At 40.3% G+C, this 23,125-nt stretch carries 19 protein-coding genes; 14 read left to right on the forward strand and 5 right to left on the reverse strand.

Going from position 1 to position 23,125, the window contains the following annotated elements; translation table 11 throughout:
* Positions 1 to 36 precede the first annotated feature (36 nt).
* From NMG86_RS23295 to NMG86_RS23315, 5 genes are all read left to right on the forward strand, one after another.
* Positions 37 to 1,077 carry a patatin-like phospholipase family protein gene (locus NMG86_RS23295; protein ID WP_026796608.1) on the forward strand — a complete coding sequence of 347 codons (1,041 nt, stop codon included), beginning with the start codon at positions 37 to 39 and terminating at the stop codon, positions 1,075 to 1,077.
* A 21-nt stretch (positions 1,078 to 1,098) separates the two neighbouring features.
* A complete protein-coding gene (locus NMG86_RS23300; RefSeq protein ID WP_043938989.1) occupies positions 1,099 to 1,950 on the forward strand; it encodes an RnfABCDGE type electron transport complex subunit D in 852 nt (283 codons plus the stop codon).
* Between the two features lie 24 nt (positions 1,951 to 1,974).
* Positions 1,975 to 3,297, forward strand: coding sequence for a DUF2330 domain-containing protein (locus NMG86_RS23305; RefSeq protein WP_026796609.1), 1,323 nt, complete (start codon positions 1,975 to 1,977; stop codon positions 3,295 to 3,297).
* 90 nt (positions 3,298 to 3,387) lie between these two features.
* Entirely contained in the window at positions 3,388 to 3,951 is a 564-nt protein-coding gene (locus NMG86_RS23310; RefSeq protein ID WP_026796610.1) for a Uma2 family endonuclease, read from the forward strand.
* Between the two features lie 163 nt (positions 3,952 to 4,114).
* Positions 4,115 to 5,011: a pentapeptide repeat-containing protein gene (locus tag NMG86_RS23315; protein ID WP_052338574.1), complete on the forward strand. Its 897-nt coding sequence runs from the start codon at positions 4,115 to 4,117 to the stop codon at positions 5,009 to 5,011.
* Positions 5,012 to 5,170: 159 nt separating this feature from the next.
* Here the strand turns inward: NMG86_RS23315 and NMG86_RS23320 are convergent, their stop codons facing one another.
* Positions 5,171 to 6,052 (reverse strand): 4-hydroxybenzoate solanesyltransferase, encoded by an 882-nt coding sequence (locus NMG86_RS23320; RefSeq protein WP_026787907.1) that lies wholly within the window; start codon positions 6,050 to 6,052, stop codon positions 5,171 to 5,173.
* A gap of 103 nt (positions 6,053 to 6,155) precedes the next feature.
* Here NMG86_RS23320 and NMG86_RS23325 point away from each other — a divergent pair, with 103 nt between their 5' ends.
* A complete protein-coding gene (locus tag NMG86_RS23325; protein ID WP_026798766.1) occupies positions 6,156 to 7,805 on the forward strand; it encodes a Ppx/GppA phosphatase family protein in 1,650 nt (549 codons plus the stop codon).
* A gap of 29 nt (positions 7,806 to 7,834) precedes the next feature.
* On the opposite strand, the gene NMG86_RS23330 is transcribed toward NMG86_RS23325, so the two are convergent.
* Positions 7,835 to 11,602: a hypothetical protein gene (locus NMG86_RS23330; RefSeq protein ID WP_026796612.1), complete on the reverse strand. Its 3,768-nt coding sequence runs from the start codon at positions 11,600 to 11,602 to the stop codon at positions 7,835 to 7,837.
* A gap of 119 nt (positions 11,603 to 11,721) precedes the next feature.
* Between NMG86_RS23330 and NMG86_RS23335 the strand changes: the two genes are divergently transcribed.
* The gene (locus tag NMG86_RS23335) at positions 11,722 to 12,525 is read left to right on the forward strand and encodes a Uma2 family endonuclease (RefSeq protein ID WP_042154834.1); all 804 of its coding nucleotides are present in this window, start codon (positions 11,722 to 11,724) and stop codon (positions 12,523 to 12,525) included.
* 133 nt (positions 12,526 to 12,658) lie between these two features.
* On the opposite strand, the gene petN is transcribed toward NMG86_RS23335, so the two are convergent.
* Positions 12,659 to 12,748 carry a cytochrome b6-f complex subunit PetN gene (gene petN, locus NMG86_RS23340; protein ID WP_071782645.1) on the reverse strand — a complete coding sequence of 30 codons (90 nt, stop codon included), beginning with the start codon at positions 12,746 to 12,748 and terminating at the stop codon, positions 12,659 to 12,661.
* Between the two features lie 67 nt (positions 12,749 to 12,815).
* Between petN and NMG86_RS23345 the strand changes: the two genes are divergently transcribed.
* Positions 12,816 to 13,238 carry a hypothetical protein gene (locus NMG86_RS23345; protein ID WP_026795198.1) on the forward strand — a complete coding sequence of 141 codons (423 nt, stop codon included), beginning with the start codon at positions 12,816 to 12,818 and terminating at the stop codon, positions 13,236 to 13,238.
* A gap of 2 nt (positions 13,239 to 13,240) precedes the next feature.
* On the opposite strand, the gene NMG86_RS23350 is transcribed toward NMG86_RS23345, so the two are convergent.
* Together NMG86_RS23350 and NMG86_RS23355 are read right to left on the reverse strand one after the other, a co-directional pair.
* On the reverse strand, positions 13,241 to 14,125 hold the full coding sequence (locus NMG86_RS23350) for a PhzF family phenazine biosynthesis protein (protein WP_026795199.1): 885 nt from the start codon (positions 14,123 to 14,125) through the stop codon (positions 13,241 to 13,243).
* A gap of 95 nt (positions 14,126 to 14,220) precedes the next feature.
* Entirely contained in the window at positions 14,221 to 15,528 is a 1,308-nt protein-coding gene (locus NMG86_RS23355; RefSeq protein WP_026796613.1) for an ABC transporter substrate-binding protein, read from the reverse strand.
* A 185-nt stretch (positions 15,529 to 15,713) separates the two neighbouring features.
* On the opposite strand from NMG86_RS23355, the gene pilM reads away from it, so the two are divergent.
* The 6 genes from pilM to cobD all read left to right on the forward strand — a co-directional run bounded on the left by pilM (position 15,714) and on the right by cobD (position 22,680).
* Entirely contained in the window at positions 15,714 to 16,805 is a 1,092-nt protein-coding gene (pilM, locus tag NMG86_RS23360; protein ID WP_026796614.1) for a type IV pilus biogenesis protein PilM, read from the forward strand.
* A 44-nt stretch (positions 16,806 to 16,849) separates the two neighbouring features.
* Positions 16,850 to 17,683, forward strand: a complete 834-nt coding sequence (locus tag NMG86_RS23365; protein ID WP_026796615.1) for a PilN domain-containing protein — start codon at positions 16,850 to 16,852, stop codon at positions 17,681 to 17,683.
* On the forward strand, positions 17,680 to 18,468 hold the full coding sequence (locus NMG86_RS23370; protein ID WP_026796616.1) for a hypothetical protein: 789 nt from the start codon (positions 17,680 to 17,682) through the stop codon (positions 18,466 to 18,468). Before NMG86_RS23365 ends, NMG86_RS23370 begins: the two co-directional genes overlap by 4 nt.
* Positions 18,469 to 18,588: 120 nt before the next feature.
* Positions 18,589 to 20,916 carry a secretin GspD/PilQ domain-containing protein gene (locus tag NMG86_RS23375; protein ID WP_043938988.1) on the forward strand — a complete coding sequence of 776 codons (2,328 nt, stop codon included), beginning with the start codon at positions 18,589 to 18,591 and terminating at the stop codon, positions 20,914 to 20,916.
* A 366-nt stretch (positions 20,917 to 21,282) separates the two neighbouring features.
* The gene (locus NMG86_RS23380; protein WP_026787917.1) at positions 21,283 to 21,588 is read left to right on the forward strand and encodes a non-specific DNA-binding protein Hbs; all 306 of its coding nucleotides are present in this window, start codon (positions 21,283 to 21,285) and stop codon (positions 21,586 to 21,588) included.
* Between the two features lie 9 nt (positions 21,589 to 21,597).
* Entirely contained in the window at positions 21,598 to 22,680 is a 1,083-nt protein-coding gene (gene cobD / locus NMG86_RS23385) for a threonine-phosphate decarboxylase CobD (protein ID WP_026796618.1), read from the forward strand.
* Positions 22,681 to 23,125: the final 445 nt, after the last annotated feature.

Genomic DNA, 23,125 nt, shown 5'->3' on the forward strand with positions numbered 1-23,125 from the left:
CATTCATTATTTTTAAACAGGAGAAAATCTTAAAATATGGCACAATTTACTCGGATTCTTTCTTTAGATGGCGGTGGACTGCGGGGAATAATTTCTGCCGAAGTTTTAAAGTATGTCGAACAGAAATTACAGGATTTTACAGGAAACTTAGATGCCAGAATAGCAGATTATTTTGACTTAATTGCTGGAACTAGCGTCGGAGGAATTTTAACGGCTCTTTACCTTTGCCCCTATCTTGAAAATCCGCTCAGACCGCGATGTTCTGCTCAGGAAGTTTATGATTTTTTTCGGTATAAATCAAGTCAAATCTTTGATCCTATTTCTAAAAATTCCTTGCCCGTCTTGGGAGAATTATTTGATGAAAAATACTCCTATCACAAGTTTGATCAGATCATGGGTGATTTTTTTCAAGATCTTAAATTAAGCGAACTCCTGAAACCTTGCTTAATTACTTCCTATGAAATAGAAAAGCGAAAAAGTCAATTTTTCACCCAACATGATGCTATTTTAGATCCCAAAAATGATTATTTTATTAGAGATGTTTTACGAGCCACTTCCGCCGCCCCTACGTTATTTGAAGTAGCTCAAATTAAGGCAATGAATCAGGATGTTTATACCTGTATTGATGGAGGAGTTTTTGCGAATAATCCTGCTCTTTGTGCCTATGCAGAAGCTCGACATAAATTTAATCGTGACTTTAATCTCGATAATCGCTATGAGAAAGGCCCAACCGCTAAACAAATGGTGGTTTTATCTTTAGGTACAGGAGTGGTTAAAAAGAAATATCCCTATGAAGAAGCAAAAAATTGGGGAAAATTACAATGGCTTGAGCCTTTATTTGATATTATTATGACCGGGGGGGCGGAAACCGTTGACTATCAAATGCAACAAATCTTTGATACCACAGAACATCCTGAAAACTATTTGCGAATTAATACGGTTTTGGAAAGTCGTAAAACCTTAAAAATGGATGATTCCTCGGAAGCCAATTTGAACGAAATTGCTAAATTAGGGCAACAATTAACAGAAGAAAATCGTCAACAGCTAGATCAGTGGATTCAACTGCTTTTACTTTAATCTTAATTTCAGGTGAATATCATGTTTAAAGATGCTCGTAACGCTCAAATCCTATTTCTATCAATGTTTTTGCTCCTAGGAATTGGAACGAGAGACTGGACATTACGACCGGATTTTATACTGATCATTGGGTTAAGTTGTTTATTCACTCAATGGTTATGTTCCTCGATTTACTCCTTCTATATTAACAAAAAAATTACCCTTTTATCCCTTGAATTTTTAAGCTCTTGGCGTAGTGCTTTAATTACTACATTGGGGTTATGTTTATTGCTCAGAGCCAATCATTGGACAACCTTAGCTCTAGCCGGATGTTGTGCGATCGCCAGTAAATTTATCTTTCAATCCCAGGGAAAACATTTTTTTAATCCCGCTAACTTTGGGATTATTATTGCCCTAACTCTAAGCGCCGATGCTTGGGTTTCCCCAGGACAATGGGGAACCGATTCCTGGTATTTATTACTATTTTTAGGAACCGCAGGAATTATTCTTAAAAAAGTTGGTCGTTGGGATACTTCCGCCACCTTTTTAATCACCTATATGGGATTAGAAGCGGTGAGAAATTTTAGCTTAGGTTGGGGTTGGGATGTATATACCCATCAACTGATGAATGGCAGTTTATTATTGTTTGCATTCTTCATGATCACCGATCCGCGCTCTATTCCCAATGCCACCTTAAGCCGGATTATTTGGGCGGTCTTAATAGCCGGATTAACCTTTATTTTACAACATCAATTTTTTATCTCAACGGCTCTATTTTGGGCTTTATTTGCCCTCTCTCCCCTGACCTTAATTTTAGATCAAATTTTCCCAAATCATCGCTTTTCTTGGTCTACAAACCCCCCCAAATATTTGCCTTTATCTGCTTCTTTATAGATCATATTTTAATAGGAGTTAATAATGAAAGGTTTAAATCGGTTAATTCTCTTTTTAATTGTTGTTTTTGCTGGTATTAGTTTTGCGGCCCCCGCCTTAGCCTTTTGTGGTTTTTATGTAGCAAAAGCCGATGCTACTTTATATAATCAAGCCTCACAAGTTGTGATTGCCAGAGACAAAAATCGGACAATTTTAACTATGGCAAATGATTATCAAGGAGCAGCAAAAGATTTTGCTTTAGTAGTTCCGGTTCCTGTGGTTTTAAAACCCGAACAAGTTAAGATTGGAGACGCGAAAGTTATCCAACAATTAGATGCCTTTAGTGCGCCCCGACTGGTAGAATATTTCGATCCCGATCCCTGTAATCCCTACCCGATAGATCCTTCAACAATGTCAGGAGGAACTAGAGGAGCTCCGACATTACAGGAACAAAAACGAGAATCAGAATCCAGTTTAGGAGTCACAATTGAAGCTCGTTTTAGCGTCGGTGAATATGATATTTTGATCTTAAGTGCGAAAGAATCCGATGGATTAGAAACTTGGTTAACGCAAAATGGTTATCAAATTCCTGAAGGAGCAAGTGCTTTATTAAAACCCTATATTCAACAGGGATTAAAATTTTTTGTTGCTAAAGTTAATTTAACCAAATTTGATCAAAGTGGGTTTCAAAATCTGCGTCCTTTAATGATTGCTTATGAATCACCTCGGTTTATGTTACCGATTCGTTTAGGCATGATTAATGGCAAGGGAGAACAGGATTTAATTGTTTATTTATTGTCTCCGAAAGGTCAAGTCGAATTAACTAATTATCGCACGGTTAAGATTCCTTCCGATCAGGATATCCCTGAATTTGTCAAAGAAGTTTTTCCAGGTTTTTATAAATCCCTATTTAATACAATTCATCAACGGGAACAGAAAAAAGTTGCCTTTTTAGAATATGCTTGGAATATGGCAGGATGTGATCCTTGTTCTGCCGATCCTTTAACTACAGAAGAATTAAAGCAAGCGGGGGTATTTTGGTTGGATTCCCCGGCGGGAAATTCTACTTTTATTACTCGCTTACATATTCGCTACGCCCGCAATACTTTTCCCGAAGATTTAAACTTTCAAGAAACAGCAAACCAAACCAACTTTCAAGGTCGATATATTATTAATCATCCCTATCGTGAATCCATGCAGTGTTCACAAGCCCAACAATATCGGCAATCTGTTCGTCAAAGACAGCAACAGGAAGCACAAAACTTAGCCACATTAACGGGCTGGAAAATTGAGGATATTCGGCGTCGGATTAATTGGATAGAATCCACTTCAGATTCCTGGTGGAATCGAATTTGGCATAAAAATTAATTGTGTCAGCAAGGAATATAAAATAGGAAAGTTGCTCCTGATTCCGAATATTGCTAAACTAAAATACAAGGATTTCGGAGCAACAAAGCCATGACCGTTGCCAAGGCAAAATTTTTAAGATTAGAGGAATTTCTGAAGTTAGCAGAAACTAAACCTGCTGGCGAATATATTGACGGTGAAATCATTCAGAAACCCATGCCAAAGCCTCGCCATTCTCGACTTCAAGGAAAGTTAATTAATGCCATCAATGAAGTCACAGAAACAGAGGCAATCGCCTATGCTTTTCCAGAGTTGCGTTGTACCTTTGGGGGTCGTTCAATTATTCCTGATATCGCCGTCCTGCGTTGGCAAAAAATTCAATTAAATCAGCATGGGGAACTGAGTGATAATACACTAATTATTCCTGATTGGTCAATTGAAATTCTTTCCCCTGATCAAAAAGCAAATCGTGTGATCGATAATCTTTTACACTGCATCAGACATGGCTGCCAATTGGGATGGATGATTGATCCCGATGATTATTCTATTCTGATTTTTTCTCCTCAACAAGAGCCTAATGTGTTTAGAGGTTCTTGTCAATTACAAATCCTAGAAGATATTAATTTAGAACTAACCGCCGAACAGGTTTTTGCCTGGTTAAAAATAGGCAAATGATTAATTAAAATAAAACCGTAGGAGTCGGTTAGTGTAACCTTTGATAAATATAGCAATGAGCAGGTTAATCTCTGCAACTTCCTGATGTTCTTTGTGTCTTTGTGGTTAAATTAGCCTTTTTAATGATAGGATTGGAAACAATGAGTCAAGCGTAAAAATCAATATGAACGATAAAAATGATAGTAACCCGAAAAAGGGTAGTTTTCCGTTAGTAATGGTATTAGGATCTGGACTTGTTATCGCGATCCTAATTATTGCAGGTTTAGCTGCAATCGTAATGAAGAAGCCAGAAGTTACCACTTCACCCTCTCCAACTCCTTCAGTCGCATTATCAGAAACTCCCTCTCCAATCCCCTTAGCAACGGAAACACCAACCTCTTTGCCAACTCCTTCAGCTTCAGTATCAGCAAGTCCCTCTCCTAGTACGACTGTATCTCCATCTGCAACAACTACGCCATCTTCTTTATCTGTCAGTCAAGCTGTTGAGCGTTTACAGCAAACACGGGTATGTCCAGCTTGCGATCTTCAAGGTGCTGATCTTAAAGGTATTGAGCTTAGGGGGGCTGACCTAAAAAATGCTAATCTTCAGGGTGTGAACTTAGCTGGTGCAATTATCGGCGGTACAAATTTAACAGGCGCTAATCTTAGCGGTGCTAACCTAAGTGAGGCTCAAATATACGATAATAATTTTGATGGCGTTAATTTGAGCAACGCGAACTTAAGCAAAGCTACATTTTCTAGACCTACCCTAATCCGTGCTAATTTAAAAGGTGCAGATTTAAGTGGTTCAAAGATTGATGATTCTGATTTTTCGGAAGCAGATTTAAGTGGTGTTAACTTGAAGGATGCTCGGCTAGGAGGTGGTCTAAAATTGACAAAAGCAATTTTAGATAATGCCGACTTATCGCTGGTGATCTGGGAAAATTTGACAAATGAAATGGTTGATGGTGCTAGTTTTAAGAATGCCAATCTAAAAAGCTCTAACTTAACTCAACTGAATGATTTTAAAAATGTCACCCTGACGGGTGCAACCATGCCAGATGGTACAGTCCATCCCTAAGAACTCTAGGAGAAAAGCCGACTCCTATTCTATGTCTTAACCGCTTTGGCGGTTGCTATACCTGTAAGTTGGGCAGGTTTAGAAAGGTTATTGGTGGGAAGCATAGATTTTTACCGAACCTGCCCCTACAGACTATTATAGATTAGTTTAAATAAGTTTTTAAAGCAAAAACCCACCAATCATTCCCCCTAATAAAATAAAACCAATTCCCACATTATTCCGAAAGATTTTAGCATAAATAGGTTTAGGAAGATCGGGATTTAGTAGTTGATAATATTGCCTAAACCATAGTATAATAGAAAGGATTAAAGTTAACCAATATTCCCAATGTAACTGAAGATTCCAGCCTAAAATTCCCAATAATATTCCCGTCCCTAAAAACAAAATTCCCACGGCATTCGCCGATTGATCTCCGAAAAAAATAGCACTGGAATTAATACCCAAACGTTGATCATCTTCGCGATCGCTCATGGCATAAACAGTATCAAATCCTAACGTCCATAATACCGTTGCTCCCCATAAAAACCAAGTAGATGTCTGTAAACTTCCCACGGCCGCCGTCCAACTAATTAATACAGCAAATCCCCAAGCAATTGATAATATTAATTGTGGCACAGGAAAGACTCGTTTTGCTAAGGGATAACCAATAATTACCGGAACTGCTGCTACCGATAAGCCAAAACTCAAGGGGTTTAAATAAACCGCCAGTCCCGCCGCACAAGCAAAGGAAATCACCGCGATCGCAATAGCGGTTTTTACCGTTAACGCCCGGGAAGCCAGGGGACGGGTGCGGGTGCGTTCCACTTCTGGGTCAATATCCCTATCCCATAAATCATTCACCACACAGCCCGCCGCACTGGTGGCCAAAGTCCCAAAAACAATAATTAAAATTAAACTTAGGGGCGGTGTGCCATGGGTAGCTAGGAAAATTGCCCACAATGCCGGAATCATCAAAATCAGACGTCCGGCGGGTTTATCCCATCGCAATAGCCGAATAATCGTTTGCCAAGTGGGTTCGGGGGGATTAGATGGGGTCAGCATTGCAGGTTGAATCAAAAAAATTGAATTGAATCTTTACAATATTTTGTAACATAGATCCGCCCACAGTCTAAAATTAAAAGCAGTAGCTTTTTAGAGACTGATTATGGTCACATCAATGCCTTTGGTGAGAGAATCTGAACCCACAGACGACCGAGATCGAATCCTAGCTGCCATTGATTTAGGCACGAATTCTTTACACATGGTTGTGGTGAAAGTTCAACCCCAACTGCCGACATTTACGATTATTGCCCGGGAAAAAGAAACTATTCGTTTGGGAGATTGTGAGGAAAAAGGCAATCTCAAACCGGATGTAATGGAACGAGCTATTGCTTGTTTAAAACGGTTTCAAGGTGTGGCTAAAACCTTTAACGCTGAACAAATTGTGGCGGTAGCTACCAGTGCCATTAGAGAAGCGCCCAATGGTCGAGAATTTATTAGCCGAGTCGCCGATGAACTGAACTTAGAAATTAGTTTAATTTCTGGTCAAGAAGAAGCCCGACGCATCTATTTAGGGGTGCTGTCGGCGATGGAATTAAATAATCAACCCCATATTATTATTGATATTGGTGGCGGTTCTACGGAACTAATTTTAGGTGATGGTTGGGAACCTCGATTTTTAAGTAGTACAAAAGTCGGTGCTGTTCGATTAAGCAAGGATTTTGTCCATAGTGATCCGATTAGTCGCACAGAATTTTTATATTTACAAGCCTATATTCGAGGCACATTAGAACGGGTTGTGGATGAATTATTTTCCCATTTACAACCGGGTGAAATTCCTCGTTTAGTCGGAACTTCTGGAACCATTGAAACCTTAGTAGGAATTAAAGCCAGAGAAAAATCAGGCATAGACCCGACTCGTTTAGGTGGCTATGAATTAACTTTAGAAGAATTACAGGAATTTGTCAATAGAATTCGCAAATTATCCTATCCAGAAAGATTACAAATACCGGGTATGGCTGACCGTCGGGCGGAGATTATTGTCGCCGGAGCTTTGATTTTACAAGAAGCCATGACCTTGTTAAATATTCAGTCTTTAAAAGTCTGTGAACGGAGTCTGAGGGAGGGGTTAGTGGTAGACTGGATGTTAACCCATGGGTTAATTGATGATCGTCTCCATTATGGCAGTTCTGTTAGAGAAAGAAGTGTTTTAACTATTGCTCAAAAATATCAAGTTGATTTAGAACATAGTCAACGAGTTGCTACTTTTGCTTTAAGTTTATTTGATCAGACTAAAGGATTATTACATAATTGGGGATTAGCAGAACGGGAGTTATTATGGGCGGCGAGTATTCTGCATAATTGTGGATTATATATTAGTCATTCCGCCCACCATAAACATTCCTATTATTTAATTCGCTATGGGGAGTTATTAGGATTTACGGAAACTGAAATTGATGCGATCGCAAATTTAGCCCGATACCATCGTAAGAGTAGTGCTAAAAAGAAACATGAAGCCTATCAAAATCTACCTCGAAGGTTTCGACAAGTAATTGACCAATTGCATCCTTTATTAAGGTTGTCAGTCGCCTTAGACCGACGCATGATTGGGGCTATTTCTCAGGTGGTTTGTGAATATAAACCCATGACGCGGGAATTTCATTTGAAGTTAAAACCAACCTATGCTAACGATGATTGTGCATTAGAATTGTGGAGCTTGAACTTAAAAAAAGAAGCCTTTGAAATCAACTATGGATTAAAGTTAGTGGCTAAATTAGAATCTAAAAATAATTCAAACCCCACATTCCCCCAGTAGAGACGTTGTATACAAAGTCTCTACTATTCTTATTCCCAGGTTTGTAATTCTGCTACCCAGTTATTCCAAAGGGTGATTAACTGTTCTCGACGGGTTTCAAAATTAGCGGCAATCCAGATTAAAATCACCCCTAAAATAAACACAATTATCCACTTGATAAAGGAATAAACGGAATTAAGAATAATCAGTTGATTCACAATATTAATTAAAAATATTGCGGTTCCAATATAGAGAAAAGCTCTAATTCTTAATCCTAATCCGACAAAAATTATGATTAAATTTAAAATTCCGGGTACAACTCCGGTTCCTTCAGAGGTCGCCAGGGAAGTTCCAGATAAAATAGCCGTTCCTAAGACCCTTAATCCATGGCGTAAATCTCGATTTTGTTCTAATTTTAAACTCGGTTCAACTTGGGAAAAATAGAGTAATGAGCAGGATATCGGGAGAGTAAAAATAAATATATCATCTATTGAGCCTAGCCAATCATAAAAGGTAAAACTAATTAAGATTAAACTTAGGTAAGTTAACCGAATATTTTGGGTAAATTTTGCTAAAATAATATAAAATAGAGTTCCAAAGACTACTGAAAAATACCAAGTCAACTGTTGTTCTGGTTGCAGAATAGAATGGGAAACGATAAGGGTAATTACGGGGAGAATAATTGCTACTCTTTTCCAAGGTCTAACTGGCCATCCCCAAATATTCCAAGGAAGAATATAAAAGAAATAAGATAAAATTGAGACTAACGACCCCGACCAGGGAATCAAAAAGTCGCTTATATCTAGTAAATTTTGTAAATAGATGACTAAACCTGTTATTTGTATCAAACCAACATAAATCCAAGTTTCTGCTGTGTCTAAATCTGAATTATGGCGACCTTGAAATAGCGCATAACGAATTAATAATAAACTGGTTCCAATCGTTAAGAGAAGTTGGGAGTTAATAGGATTTGAAATCACTAAACCTAATAATATACTACTGATAAACCAATGTAGATGGGCAATAATTGTAATCTCAGGTTCAGGAATCCGTAAATAAGCTATTAACCAAGGACTAAGAATTCGGTAGCCATACATTAAGCTAGTTCCTAATGTGGCAAAAGCAATCCATTGTTCTGTTAAAGGTTGGGTATGAATTTGATAGAATAATATTTCATAGGTAGAAACAGAAATCCCCATCAGTCCTAAATAAACTAGAGGTTTAGCTTCAATATTTCTTCTGCCAATCCCAATTAAAATTAAGGCGAATGCTAAAGAGATTAATCCCGTCCAGTTAGCGGAGGTTTGAACTCGAAAAATAATAGCTAAAATCCCATAAATAATTGGAATAATTTGCCAAGGATTAGGCAATTTTTCAATTTGATAATGACGTTGCCACCAATCCCCGAATAGTTGGGTCGTTAGTCCTAAAATAATATTAGCAACGGCGAAACTAACTAAAGATTGATTGCTAGAAATCAATCTTTCAATAATAAGTAATTCTATCGCCCAAGCTAAACTATATAATATCCAAGGAGAGAATCCAGACTTAGCTATTTTCCGAGGGTTTGCTAAATCAAATCCTCGAAAACTTAGGGCTGCAATTAAAATAATTAGGGTAGAAATTAGGGTAAAATCTCTGGGGATTTTATACAATAAAACCCCAAATGAATTAAGGGTTATAATTGATAGTTCAAATCCTAACAAAGTAATAGCACAACCATCAAATGCTCGTTGATAAAGTCTAACAATATTGGATTCAGTCACACCGTAACGGAATAACATAAAACGTAATACCCATAATCCTGCGATAGTTAAACTTAAAAATATTAACCATCCTTCCACTGTAACTAAATCCTTGACGGATAGGAATAAAAAAGCTAATCCTAAACCTACGGTAAAAACCGATGAAAATAGGGTTTTAATGATTTGAGTATTAACAACCATAAATACTGTTGTTAAGCCTAAACTCCATAAATTAATTTGAGGATTGAATAGGTTTAAAACCTGAACTAAACCACAGGCTATTATACTAATAATAACCGCTTTTTTTTGTTGAGATTCTCTGGTTTGTGTAGCCACATAAGTTAATCCTAGGGGTGTGATTAACCAAGCCATTATCGAGGAATGGGGCGTGGAAAATTCAAAGTTAGTCAAAAATAAAATATAACTGATTCCTGATAATAATATTCCCAGGTCTAAGGCATCTTTACGGATAATATTTGCCCCCGGACTATTGACCGTAAATAATAGAAATTCACCTACCATTAAGATTAATAAAATAATTGCCCAATCGTCTAGGGCTAAGTTAGGAAATTGCCAGTAAACCAGATTAGCAAAGGTGACTAACCCTAAAATATGGGTTGCCAAAACGACGATAGGTTTTAGGGGTTGACGACGACTGATAACAACTGCTAAAGTAATAGTTGAAGCTAATAGATTTAGCGATCGCAATGCCGGATTTGATAGAGACAAACAGGTTAAAAACGTAGCAAATAGTAAACTCAGAAAATCTCCAAAATGGGCTACCTTTCGTTGTGGACGGTGATAAATCCAATCGGTTATAACCACCATAAAAATCAAATAGGGAAACCATGTTAAACTCAGTAATGCCCAAGGAGAATCCTGAGAACTGGATATTTCTACCCCTACATTAATGGCAGTTTTCCTTAATTCTGGCGGAATTAAACGACCGACTAAAGCCACCATTGATAACCCAAAACCAAATATTGCCGCCAAATCTCGCTCTCGCCAATATTTTAATAAATGGTGACTGAAAATCCCGATACCAATTCCACTAACTAAAAATGCCTGCCAAGGTTGGATATAAACAGTTACTAACCAACCGAATAATAAAATAAAATAGCTAGAACGATGTAAAATTAATGAGGAAGAAATATAGAGAAATCCGGCAAAAATTCCCAAAGCTAATCCCAGTTGACTAATATCAACATTGACGACAAAAATCGCCCGACCGAAAAGCAGAGTTAAAAGATAAATAACAACAATTTTAAAATCAATTCTTGGGCTAGAAGTAGAAGAAGTCGGGGGAGGGTTGACAATGGTTAAAAATACCGTAATCATGATGCCCAAATAAATCGCAATTACGGGAAAACCGGGAATTTGCCATCCCCAGTTTAAATAACTTAATCCTAAATGATTGAATAGAGAACGGCGTTGGAATTGTCCTTGATTTCGATATAAAGTTACAGTTAAAATAGTTAGGACTAGGGCAGCAATAGCAATAGTCAATAAACCCAAGGAATCTGACCACAACTTTAACCCATCCATTGCCCAAAAATTCAGAGGAATTAATAATAAAGTGACTAATTTTAAGGCTTCGGAAGTTACAGGGAAACGGGACTGTTGACTTCCCCATAAACTCGCTCCCCAAAAAGCAAAAGTATAGGCAAATAAAATTAAATATTGTCCAGTGGCGGGAAATTTTTCCCACTGACTTGCAGCCAAAACTCCAGAGGAAATAATAACTAAAAATAAGCCTAAAAACAATAGCCAGCGAACACTCAACTCAGCTTTTAATGATTCGACTAAATTAGTGGCAAAATTAGGCAATTGAAAAGCAGGTTGAGGGGATGTAGAAACAACAAGCTTTGGAGTTATTTTTTCTGCCAAAACCCGTTGATTATTCCCAGAATTAACCGTCTTTTTGGGTAGAGGGTCACTCAAATAAAGTTCACCAATTTGACGAACTTGTGCATCGGATAATAAACCCAAATTCAACCAAACTTCTAACCCCTCCAATAACCGGGGATTGCTGCTATCCGCCTGAATTAAAATGCGAATTAAAGGTTTAGACATGGGCAAAACCGGGTGTAGGGTATGGGAAAGAAAACCGGGTAGACTTTAATTTAAGCTATTTTTGTATTTTAAAGTATTTATTATGATATACTAAATTATAGGTATTGATTTAGTCTGCTATGTACCAAACTAATCCCCCACGTTCCCCGAAAGAAGTCCTACCGACGATGTATGACCTGAAAAGTGAAGACCCGGAGGAACCCGGTTTGCCAGACGAATTCCATGATTTACAACCCGAATTGTTGAGAATAACTTTCCGTCCGCCGAGTTATTCCCCCGACTCGGTTTTTGTTGCTAGTGACCTGAATTTGTATTACGACCCTCGCCATTTTAACTGGTATAAACGTCCCGATTGGTTTGCCGTAATTGGGGTTTCTCGGTTGTATGAACAGCGAGATTTACGATTAAGTTATGTAACTTGGCAAGAAGGAGTAAATCCCTTTGTTATTGTTGAATTATTGTCCCCAGGAACAGAAGCGGAAGATTTAGGTCAAACCCTACGGGAAATTAATCAACCTCCGACGAAATGGGAAGTCTATGAACAGGTTTTACGCATTCCTTATTATGTGGTTTTTAGCCGCTATACGAATCAACTGCGGGTGTTTCAAAATAGTGCTAGTCGTTATCATGAATTAACGGTTTCAGACTCCCGAATTTGGATGCCGGAATTAGAATTAGGTTTAGGATTATGGCAGGGATGTTATCAAGAAATTACCGGATGTTGGTTACGTTGGTATGATCAAAATCAGAACTGGATACCGACACCTACAGAACAAATAGAACAGGAACGTTTAAGGACAGAACAGGAACGTTTAAGGACAGAACAAGAACGTTTAAGGACAGAACAAGAACGACAAAAAGTTGAACAATTAGAAGCTATATTGCAGCGTTATCGAGAACAATATGGCGATTTGCCCGAATAATTACGAATTACGAATTACGAATGAGTAAGCTATCAGTAATCAGTTAATTTATCAACAGTGAATGATTAACTCTTACACTGATAACTGATAACTGATTACTGATTACTGATGGTTTAGGTTTGACGAATCAATATCAGAATCCGTTACGCGCCCAAACAACCATTGAAATTGAAAACGTAAATAGCACTAACAGCGAAACCCAGCCCAATGACACAATATCCATAGTGATGTATAAAAAAACGTTGCAAAATAACTCTACCCTAGATCATAACTTGAAATGACGCGATCGCATGAACCCTAACTCCTCCTCAAATTTTACGGCTACCGAACGGTTAGAATCCCTAAAGGGCGGTCTTCTGGCAGGTTTTTCTGTAGGACTCAGCCATCTTGTCCTGAGTGGTGTCAACCTGTGGCTTTGGGACGCCCCCGTTAATTTTCTATTTTCGACCCCCCTAGCTGGGTTTAGCGGGTTTTTATTTGGAGTCACCTATCGCTATATTATTCGCCGGGACGATAATCCCCAGTTAAAATTGGGGGGGATTTTTGCCTTTGGACTGGTACGCGCCCTCGCGGGAATGGAAATTCAACTTAATACCCCAACCTCCCTCGAACAAATAGCCCGGTTTGGGGGAGAAAGTTTATTATTATTTGGAATAGCCGGATTGATTTTAGATATAGCCTTACAAAAAGCTTGGGTTAAACCTTTTAATTAATCTTAAACCAAAATTCCCTCTGCAACTTTAATCACATTTCCCCCGACTTCCACTTGAATTAAATCTCCTATTTTTTCAGCTTTTAACAATAGTAAAGAAGGACGATCAATTTCATATCCTTGTTCTACTTTAATATTAACTTGATCGGAACCAAAGTAACGATAATGTGACAAATACCCGGCCAAACAACCATTAGCACTTCCGGTGGCTGGATCTTCCGTAATTCCTAAAGCGGGTGCGAACATTCTAGCACATAACTGATTTTCGGGATGATGGGTTTCAGGACAAAATATAAAAATTTCCTTAGCCATTGTTCTTTTAATTAACTCAGTATAATATTCCAAATTAACCTTAGCTTTTCTTAATGCAGATTGAGTTTTTAAGGGTACAATAATAAACGGAATCCCCGTAGAAACCTCTTGAATCGGATAATCAGGATCAAAATCAGAGAGTTCTAAATTAAGAACAGGTGCTAATAGTTTATGATCATAAATATGAGTAAATTCGGGAGAATTTTGTCGCATCCAGAGTATTTTTTTTCCTGATTCTTCAGGTTTCCAATTCACCGGAATTTGACCCACAGCTAAATTTAAAATCACCTGAATAACATCAGTTTTAATTATTTCCTCAGAAATTATATAAGCAGTTCCCAAGGTAGGATGACCCGCAAAAGGTAATTCCCGTTTAGGGGTAAAAATTCGCACGGGATAACCGCCATTATCCGGTTCAGAATCACAAATAAATGTGGTTTCTGAATAGTTCATTTCTTGGGCAATTTTGAGCATTTCTTCATCGGATAACGACTCAACTCCGTCACCCCAAATTACCGCTAATTGATTTCCAGTATATTTGGTTTCGGCAAAAACATCAACAATGGAGAATTTTATAGAATCTATCATTTTTGTTACAAAGTTTAATCTTAATTTTTTTTACTGTTAACGGGGATGGGCGAGAAAACCTCGCCCCTACAGTTGATCACTGATTATCTTTCATTCCAACTTTTTTCCGCATCTGCGATCGCTTGGTCAACCGTTTTTTGATTCAACATTGCAGCTTGTAGATTATCATAAATGATTTTTTGCAACTGTTTAATATCTTTTTTCGGGGGAATCAAAACCTGGGCATTTTTGAGTTCTGCTGCACTAATTAAACGAGCTTGATCTGCCACCGTTGAATTAGCAGGAAGGGTGGTAAAATGACTATCTTTAAGAGCATCCTGAATAGAAGGTAAAACATTAGCCGCTTTCGCAAATGCCAGTTGATTGGTACTATTAGTTACAAACAAAGCAAACTTTAAAGATTGTTCAGGAACATTCGTTGATTTAGGCATAACTAAATTCATTACCGCCACCGTAGTTTTCCTAGTATCTCCAGTAATTTGAGGGGCGGGAACAGAAACTTTAGCTACCGTGGGGGCGTTTTGACCAATAGCTTTTAAAAACTGTGGCCCCGATGTTAATAAAGCTATTTCTCCCGCCTGATATAATTCAATTGCTCGGCGATGTCCTTGAGTTAAAACCTCTTTAGGAAGCAAATCTTTTTGAAATAAATTAACCCAATATTCAAAAGCTGCTTTACCTTCAGGAGTATTAAAAGCCGCCTTCCCATCTTTATCCAATAATACCACACCCATCTGTACTAAAGATTGTAAAACCTGGGCGGAATCTTCCGGCACAAAAGAGACAAAAAAAGCATATTTTCCAGTTTTTTCCTTAACTTGGGCAGCGACTTTTGCTAATTCCCTATAGGTTTTAGGAGGTTGATTTATTCCCGCCTGTTGCAATAATTGTTGATTATAAATCGTCAGTTGAGTCGTTAAATACCAAGGAATCCCAAAAGTAACAGTTTCACATTTATTATTCGGACAAACATCAATTTTATTAGCCTGCCAAATATTCGGCAAATATTGAGATTGAACCGTTTCAGGTACCATTTCATTCAAATTTAACCAAGCATTCCGTCCCGCGAGTAAGGCAGCAAAATCAGGATTTAAGTTAATCACATCAGCAGCCGTTTTCGCAGCCACCGCCGCCAGCACCTTACTTTCCATAGCAGACCAAGGAATATCAACCCACTTCACTTTTATTTCTGGATTTTCTGTTTCAAAATTAGCAATTAATTGATTAAAATAATCCGTAAATTGTGGTTGAAGTTGCATCGTCCAAAACTCAACTTCCTGCTTGCCATTTTGAGAAGTAGGAGAAGGAGTAGAACAACTAACCCCCCAACTTAAACATAATCCTAAAACCAATAACAAACCAAACCGTTTCCAAGATTTTAATTGTTGCATTTTATTCATAAATCAACTAAACCAGATAAATTTTGTTAAACTATATCTTATATCTTCCTTCGTGTCTTTGTGTCTTTGTGGTGACTTATACAGTCAAAAAATCCCAGGTATTGATCAAAAAAACAGGGTAACATGGGAAAAATAATTGTACCTGTTTACCCGGATCGATCACTCAAACTAAAAATATGGTTAGTCTATTAAAAGGACTGTTTTCCAAGCGCAAGCCTGGAATTGGCATCGAGTTATCCACGGAAAGAATTAACGTAGTCGAACTGAGGAAAAAAGGCAACCAATTAAAGTTAGTCACCTTAGCAGTTACTCCGGTTCCCGAAGGGATTGTCCAAGATGGTCAAATTGTCGATACCCCAGCCATGGCTGAGTTAATTCAGTCCACTGTCACCGACAACAATATCAAAGCCAAAACCGTAGGCACATCCATCCCCGGACGGGAAGCAGTAACCCGGATTATTCCGGTTCCCGCCGAACTCAATGACGACGAACTCAAAGAATACATGAACGCCGAGTCGGGATTGTACCTCCCATTTCCCAGGGAAGAAGGAGACGTCGATTATCAAAAATTAGGGCGATTTGTAGATGAGGATGGCATCGAAAAAGTACAGGTTTTATTAGTCGCCACCCGCAAAGAAGTGACGGATACCTATGTAGAAACCTTTGCTCAAGCGGGTTTAAAAGTTACGGTATTAGAAGTCAGTAGTTTTTCTCTGATTCGTACCCTAAAACATCAACTCGAGCAGTTTTCCTCCACAGAGGCCGCGATTATTGCCGATATTCAATTTGATAGTACGGAATTGGCGATTGTTGTCAATGGCATTCCCCAGTTTAACCGCGCCATTCCCATTGGTCTGTTCCAAGTACAAAGTGCCTTAAATAGTGCCATGAATTTACCTCCTACGAGGGATGTCAGTGAATTACAGGCTATGACCCTTCCCGTGACTGATACAATGGGAGCATTAAACGAGCCGAATCCGGGAACCAATGCCATCATTAAGGTTTTCGCCGAATTAGCCGATGAACTGCGTCGTTCCGTTGATTTTTATATTAATCAAAGTGATGGCTTAGAAATGGCACAGTTACTATTAACTGGCCCCGGGGCTGCGATTGGACAACTCGATGAGTTTTTCATGCAACGGTTGGCCATGCCTGCCACCCAAGTTGACCCGATTGAATCCCTCGCCCTTGCCTTTGAGCGGGAAATTCCCCCAGAACAACGTGCTAGTTTAGGAGTGGCATTAGGTTTAGGAATGCGAATGGCCTAAATCGGGGATCACTCAGCCGTAAACCGTCAATACTTCAACTGATTATGTATAACTTAGAGATCAACTTTTTGAATGATCGACCCGATCTATTAGAACGGGAAGTTCGACAACAGGTGAGTTCCACCAAGAATATTGACCAGACTCCTATTTTAATCGGTGTTGGGGCGGCTGTAGTCCTAAATGCCATCATTGGCGGAGCTTGGTTGATTTTTGACCGACAAAATGCCGATTTACAAAAAGAACTCGATACCCTCGTTGCCACCTTGGGCACAAAAACATCGGAGGTACAAGCCTTAGATCAAATTAATGACCAAACCAAGCAAGCCAATCAGGAAGCCGACGCCCTGGCCACCGTATTTAATCAGATTAAACCCTGGTCAGCCCTCAGCCTGGAATTAGGACAACTGATGCAGGTCGCCGGGGTGAGAATTATTGATATTAAACAAACTGAACCCGAAATCATCCCAGTGGCAGCAGCCGCACCCGCAGCCGCACCCGCCGACGCTCAAGCGGCCGCCCCGCCCCCGCCACCAGATCCAGCAACCGCTAAATTAGAAATTTCAGGAGTGGCTAACTCTTTTACCCAAATTAATGACTTTATATTATTACTGAATCAATCCCCCTTTTTTAATGGGGAAAAAACCCGATTAATTTCGGCTAAATTAGAAGAGAATCCCACTCAACTTGTATCCAAACTCGCTGGTACGGACACGGGGAATCTTAAACCTCAGTTACAATCGGTGGTCAAATATACAATTGTAACTAATCTCAGTCGAGCCAGCGCCTCCGAGTTGTTACCCGAGCTTCAAAGTAAAGGAGCTTTAGGATTAGTTAATCGGATTAAAACCCTTCAGGAAAAAGGAGTCATCAAGCAATGACCGTAGCCAATGAATTTATTCAAGATGTAGACGGCGAAGACAGTGGGCCAGTTATCTTTGGCATTGCCTTAACACCAAAAATCATGGGAATTGGTGCGGGAGTTGCTGGTGTCCTCGTAGCGGGTTTTTTAATTTATCAATTCGTGCTTCCCACCTTAACCATAGGACAAACTCTGCGGGGAGATATTAAAACTAAACAAGACGAAATTGAGAAACAAGATCAACGTTTGCGCGAAAAGGATAAGGCTAAAAAAGAATTAGCAGACGCTGAAATTCGTCGAGATACAGTTACAGCCTTATTTGCTGATGATGCTAGTTTAGAAACTCTGTTATTTGATATTAACGAACAGATTAATAAAATTAACGCTGGGATAATTGATGGTGACAAACTAGCCCAACTCACCCAGTTTAAACCGATTCTACCAGAAAAACCAGAAGACAGGGACGAGATTGTTAACGATAGTAGCCTAGGGGCAGAGGTAAATGGCAAACTCAGAAGACGCAGATATGAAGTAGAATTTACAGGCAGTTTTGAGCAAACTCGTCAGTTTTTGGTTGCCTTAGAAAGATTACAACCTTTATTAGTGGTTAGAGGCTTAAAATCCCAATTAGGGGATGCAACTTCCGTGATTGAGGGAGAATATCGACAAGGGAAATTTGTTCCCTCTGCGAATCAACCTCAAAGACGCCTAAAAAGCAGTTTTGAATTACAGGTATTATTACCCTTGAGTCAAGAAGAAGTTAAAGCTGTGGCTGCTGCGGCTACTGCTGAACCTCCTAAATAATTGAAATTTAGGCCAAAGTTGTTGTAAGGTAGCAGGATATTGACAATTGAAGTGTTGAGACGTTGAGGTGTTGGCTATTAACTAACATCCGAAATTTAGATCTTGTGTTGAGGAGCAAACGTGAAACATTTTCAAAGAATTGGTACAGGAATTTTAACTGGTGCTGCGATCGCCATTGTGGCACCAACCCCGGCATTTGCACAAACCCAAGTCCAAGATATCCGACTGGTGGAAATGAACGGGGAAGTGGCTTTAGTCTTAGTCACCCGTAGCGGAGAACGACCGGAGGTTTTTGTGGTCAGACGCGGCAATGATTTTGTTGCCGATATTATTAATACCCAACTTCCGGCCCAAAAACAAAACTTTCAACAAAATAATCCTATCCCTGGTATTGCCTCGGTGGTAGTTACCCAACTGGATTCTACCAGTGTGCGGGTGATTGTCAGTGGGGTGAATAGTCCCCCCGAAGCCCGAATTATGCAAGGGGCTAACGAAGGGATTGTGATCAGTATGGGTGCATCTGCGGGTGCTGTGGCTCAAGTACCGAATCAAGTCCCCCCAGCAGCACCGCCCGTACCTCCAGCCCCCCCAGCCAGAAGCCCTCAACCCGTATTAGTTCCCGATCCTCAAATTACTATTGATGGCCGTAATCTGCCCCAGAGTGGGATTCGCCCTTCCGATGCGGCTCCGCCTTTCCTTCCTCGGGCCGTTGCCCCACCCTTGGGAGATATTGCCGTTTCTAATATTAACGCCGGAATCCCAACAATTCGACTAAATACCACTCAACGGATTCCCCGTTTAGTATTACGAGATGCCCCGGTGAGTGATGTTTTAGCATTATTAGCGAGAACTGCTGGACTCAACTTAGCAATCAGTAATTTGTTCAAAGAAGACGCCACTGGTGAGTTTAGAGCACCCAATGGCGAACTGGAAGAAAAACAGATCACAGGACGAAAAATATCCTTAGATATTGAAAATGAGTCTGTTGAAGATGTTTTTAACTATGTTTTACGCTTAAGTGGATTACAAGCTAATCGTGTCGGGAATACGATTTTTGTCGGTGTTAAACTGCCCACCACCGCCAGTGATGTCGTAGTTCGCAGTCTCAGACTGAATCAGGTTCCAGCAAAGATCGCCGCCGGTTTTTTGAGTAGTCAAGGGGCAGGAACTCAAATTCAGATCGATCAAATCCGAATTGAGCAGGTGGGAATAGGGGTTAATTCAAGATATGTTGAGACCAGAACACCAACAATTACAGAACTAGCTGCTAAGGAGTCCGATAGTCCCCTGGTACTGAAAGGATTATCCATCTCCGTAGATGAACGACTCAATTCTATTACTCTCATTGGCCCGCCATACTTAGTAGAAACGGGAGTAGCCATGTTAACCCAGATGGATTTACGTCAGCGTCAAGTGGCTGTTAACGTTAAAGTCGTTGACGTCAATTTAAGCGGAGAAGAGGCAGCCAGTAGTAGTTTCTCCTTTGGGGTCAACGATACCTTCTTTGTGAATGATGGCGGTGCGGCATCAGTTAATTTTGGAGGATATAATCCCCCGAACCGAACAACTGCAACCACTGGGATTAATGGGCGACCGATTGTTCCGAATACTCCCCTTGCTGGTCGGGCTCCTTTTTATGATCGCAATGGAGTGGCGATTAATCCTTTAACTGCCCCCGGAGGAGGGGTGAGTTTAGACCCGATTGCCCCTGTAACCGAGCGTCCCGGTCAAGTTGGGGTATCCGAGTACACACCCTTTACCAGAAATTTAGCCACTGGAGCTTTAACGGGTTTAGGTTCAACCACTAATAGCCTTTTTCCCTTTTTCCAATATCCCCGCAAGTTCTTATCAACTTTAACCGCTCAAATTATTAGTGGTAATGCTAAGATTCTCACCGATCCGACCTTAGTGGTTCAGGAGGGTGAAACAGCAAAAGTTGCCTTAGTTGAAGAAATTGTTAAATCAGTCACAACAACATTTGTAGACACGGTTTCCGGGACAAGGGACAGCAAAGACTTTACCTTTCAAAATGTGGGTTTAACCCTGGATGTTAACGTGGAACGGATTGATGATAATGGCTTTGTTTCCATGCGAATTAACCCCACTGTCAGTGCCCCCGGAGATCAAGTCGATGCTGGTGGTGGTGATTTTGCCCGTCAAATTCTCAGCCGGACGGTCGAATCTGGTTTAATCCGTTTGCGCGATGGTCAAACCTTGATTTTATCGGGGATTATTCAGGAACAGGAACGGGCTACAGTGAGCAAAATTCCATTATTAGGGGATTTACCCATTGTGGGCTCTTTGTTCCGCAGAACCAATAAGCAAAACCAACGGGCGGAAGTGATCGTCTTAGTCACGCCTCAAATTTTGGATGACAGCGATCGCGCTCCCTACGGTTATGAATATAGCCCTAGTCCCGATGCCTTACGGATGATGCAAAGACGGTAAATTAGTAACATAGCCCTTTTTACCCCCCTGCCCCCCTTACCAATGGGGTTAGAACCCAGTTCCCCCATTACCAAGGGGGTAGAATCCAGTTCCCCCCCATTACCAAGGGGGTAGAATCCAGTTCCCCCATTATCAAGGGGGGGCCAGGGGGGGTAAAACCCAGTTCCCCCCATTACCAAGGGGTAGAATCCAGTTCCCCCCATTACCAAGGGGGGGCTAGGGGGGGTAAAACCCAGTTTCGACTAAAATTTATAGCTTACTGCTTGCTTTAAGTTGACACAGATCGGTCACTTCGCTCTTACCAGTCAACAGTCAACAGCTATACTATTGATTGCTTCATGCCAATTTTAAGGAGTAAAAACTCAAATGAACAAAGGTGAATTAGTGGACGCCGTAGCAGAACGGGCCAGTGTGACCAAAAAACAAGCTGATGCGGTGTTAACGGCAGCTTTAGAAACCATCATGGAAGCAGTTTCCAATGATGACAAAGTTACACTGGTTGGCTTTGGTTCCTTTGAGTCCCGCGAACGCAAAGCCCGGGAGGGTCGTAACCCGAAAACTGGGGAAAAAATGGAAATTCCCGCCACCAAAGTCCCGGCCTTTTCATCAGGGAAACTATTCAAGGAAAAAGTGGCTCTGACTAAAGCAGAGCCAGACAGTGATGAGGACTAATTTCTAGGCGTGGAAGCAACCCATTCACCCCGTCATGGGGGAAATTTGATTTGGGCTGCGACCGTGGCCGACTGCTCTCCCTTGGATATTCTGGATTTTTCCGCCAGTATTAATCCTTGGGGGCCGCCTTTGTCGGCTCTGGTGGCAATTCAAGACCATCTGAGGGATTTAAAAGCCTATCCCAATCCTGATTATGGAGAATTGAAAGAAGCGATCGCCACTCAAATCAACCGCGAAACCGGATCGAACTTCCTAGGGGCGGATTGGGTTTTACCCGGAAATGGGGCCGCAGAGTTACTGACCTGGGCAGGACGGGAATTAGCGGCATTAGATGCGACCTATTTACTGACTCCTGCCTTTGGCGACTATGGGCGCTCACTAAAGGCTTTTGAGGGGAATGTGATTGAGTGTCCGCTTGCGATGGCTTCTGTTGAGTTAGATTTCTCTATGCCTCAACCCTTGAGTTCTAAATCGGGGTTATTATTAAATAATCCCCATAATCCCACCGGAAAACTGTTTACGGCTGAAATATTATTAGAATCCTTAAAACAGTTTGCTTTGGTGGTGGTGGATGAGGCATTTATGGATTTTTTACTTCCTAGCCAACAGCAAAGTTTAGTTTCTTGGGTGAAGGAATATGAAAATTTAGTGATATTGCGATCGCTAACCAAATTCTATAGTTTGCCCGGACTGCGTTTAGGATATGCGATCGCCCATCCCCAACGCCTAGAAAAATGGCAACAGTGGCGCGATCCTTGGCCTGTAAATAGTTTGGCAGTGGCGGCCGGAATTGCTGTTTTACAAGATCATGAATTTCAACAACAAACCTGGAATTGGTTAGAAGAATCTCGTCCTCAATTATATCATAATTTAGCCAATATATCAGGATTAAAACCTTATCCAGGTGCGGCTAATTTTATTTTAGTAGAATCTGATGTTTCGGTTTCTAAATTGCAATTAAATCTATTAAAAAAACACCGAATTCTAATTCGGGATTGTTTGAGTTTTCCCGGTTTGGGCGATCGCTATTTCCGAGTTGCAATTAGAACCGAAGCCGAGAATCAAAGGTTAATTGAGGCGTTAAGGGATTAACTAATTTCCCCTAAATAGGGGTTCAGCCCCCAACCCCTATTTTTATCCTAGACTAGATCCCTCTAAATCCTGATTGAGTTATTAATTCAACTCAGCTTCTATTTTAGGAAAATCCCCCTTCTGATAAACAGCAATTTGTTCAGGGGTTTTTGACACTCCCACGACTACGCTACGCTAAAGTCGTTGGATTCTCCTATCTAGCCCTACCTAAGTAGTATTCATGGAGTTGCCTCCTTACTGTTTCCAGAGTTGCTTCACAGCAACATTAGAGGAGAGTACGAGGACTCTGAGGATTGCCAAACACCTCGCCCTAATTAGCAACTACGACTATTACAGTCTCAATCTCTGATTGGATTTTGCGTAGTTCTCTATAGCTCACTAAGGTTGTTACAGTAGTTGCCTTTTTCTCGCTATTGACAACTTGTTTGGTTGTCGGAACATCCGA

The sequence above is a fragment of the Planktothrix rubescens CCAP 1459/22 genome (assembly GCA_904830895.1).
Classification (GTDB): domain Bacteria; phylum Cyanobacteriota; class Cyanobacteriia; order Cyanobacteriales; family Microcoleaceae; genus Planktothrix; species Planktothrix agardhii.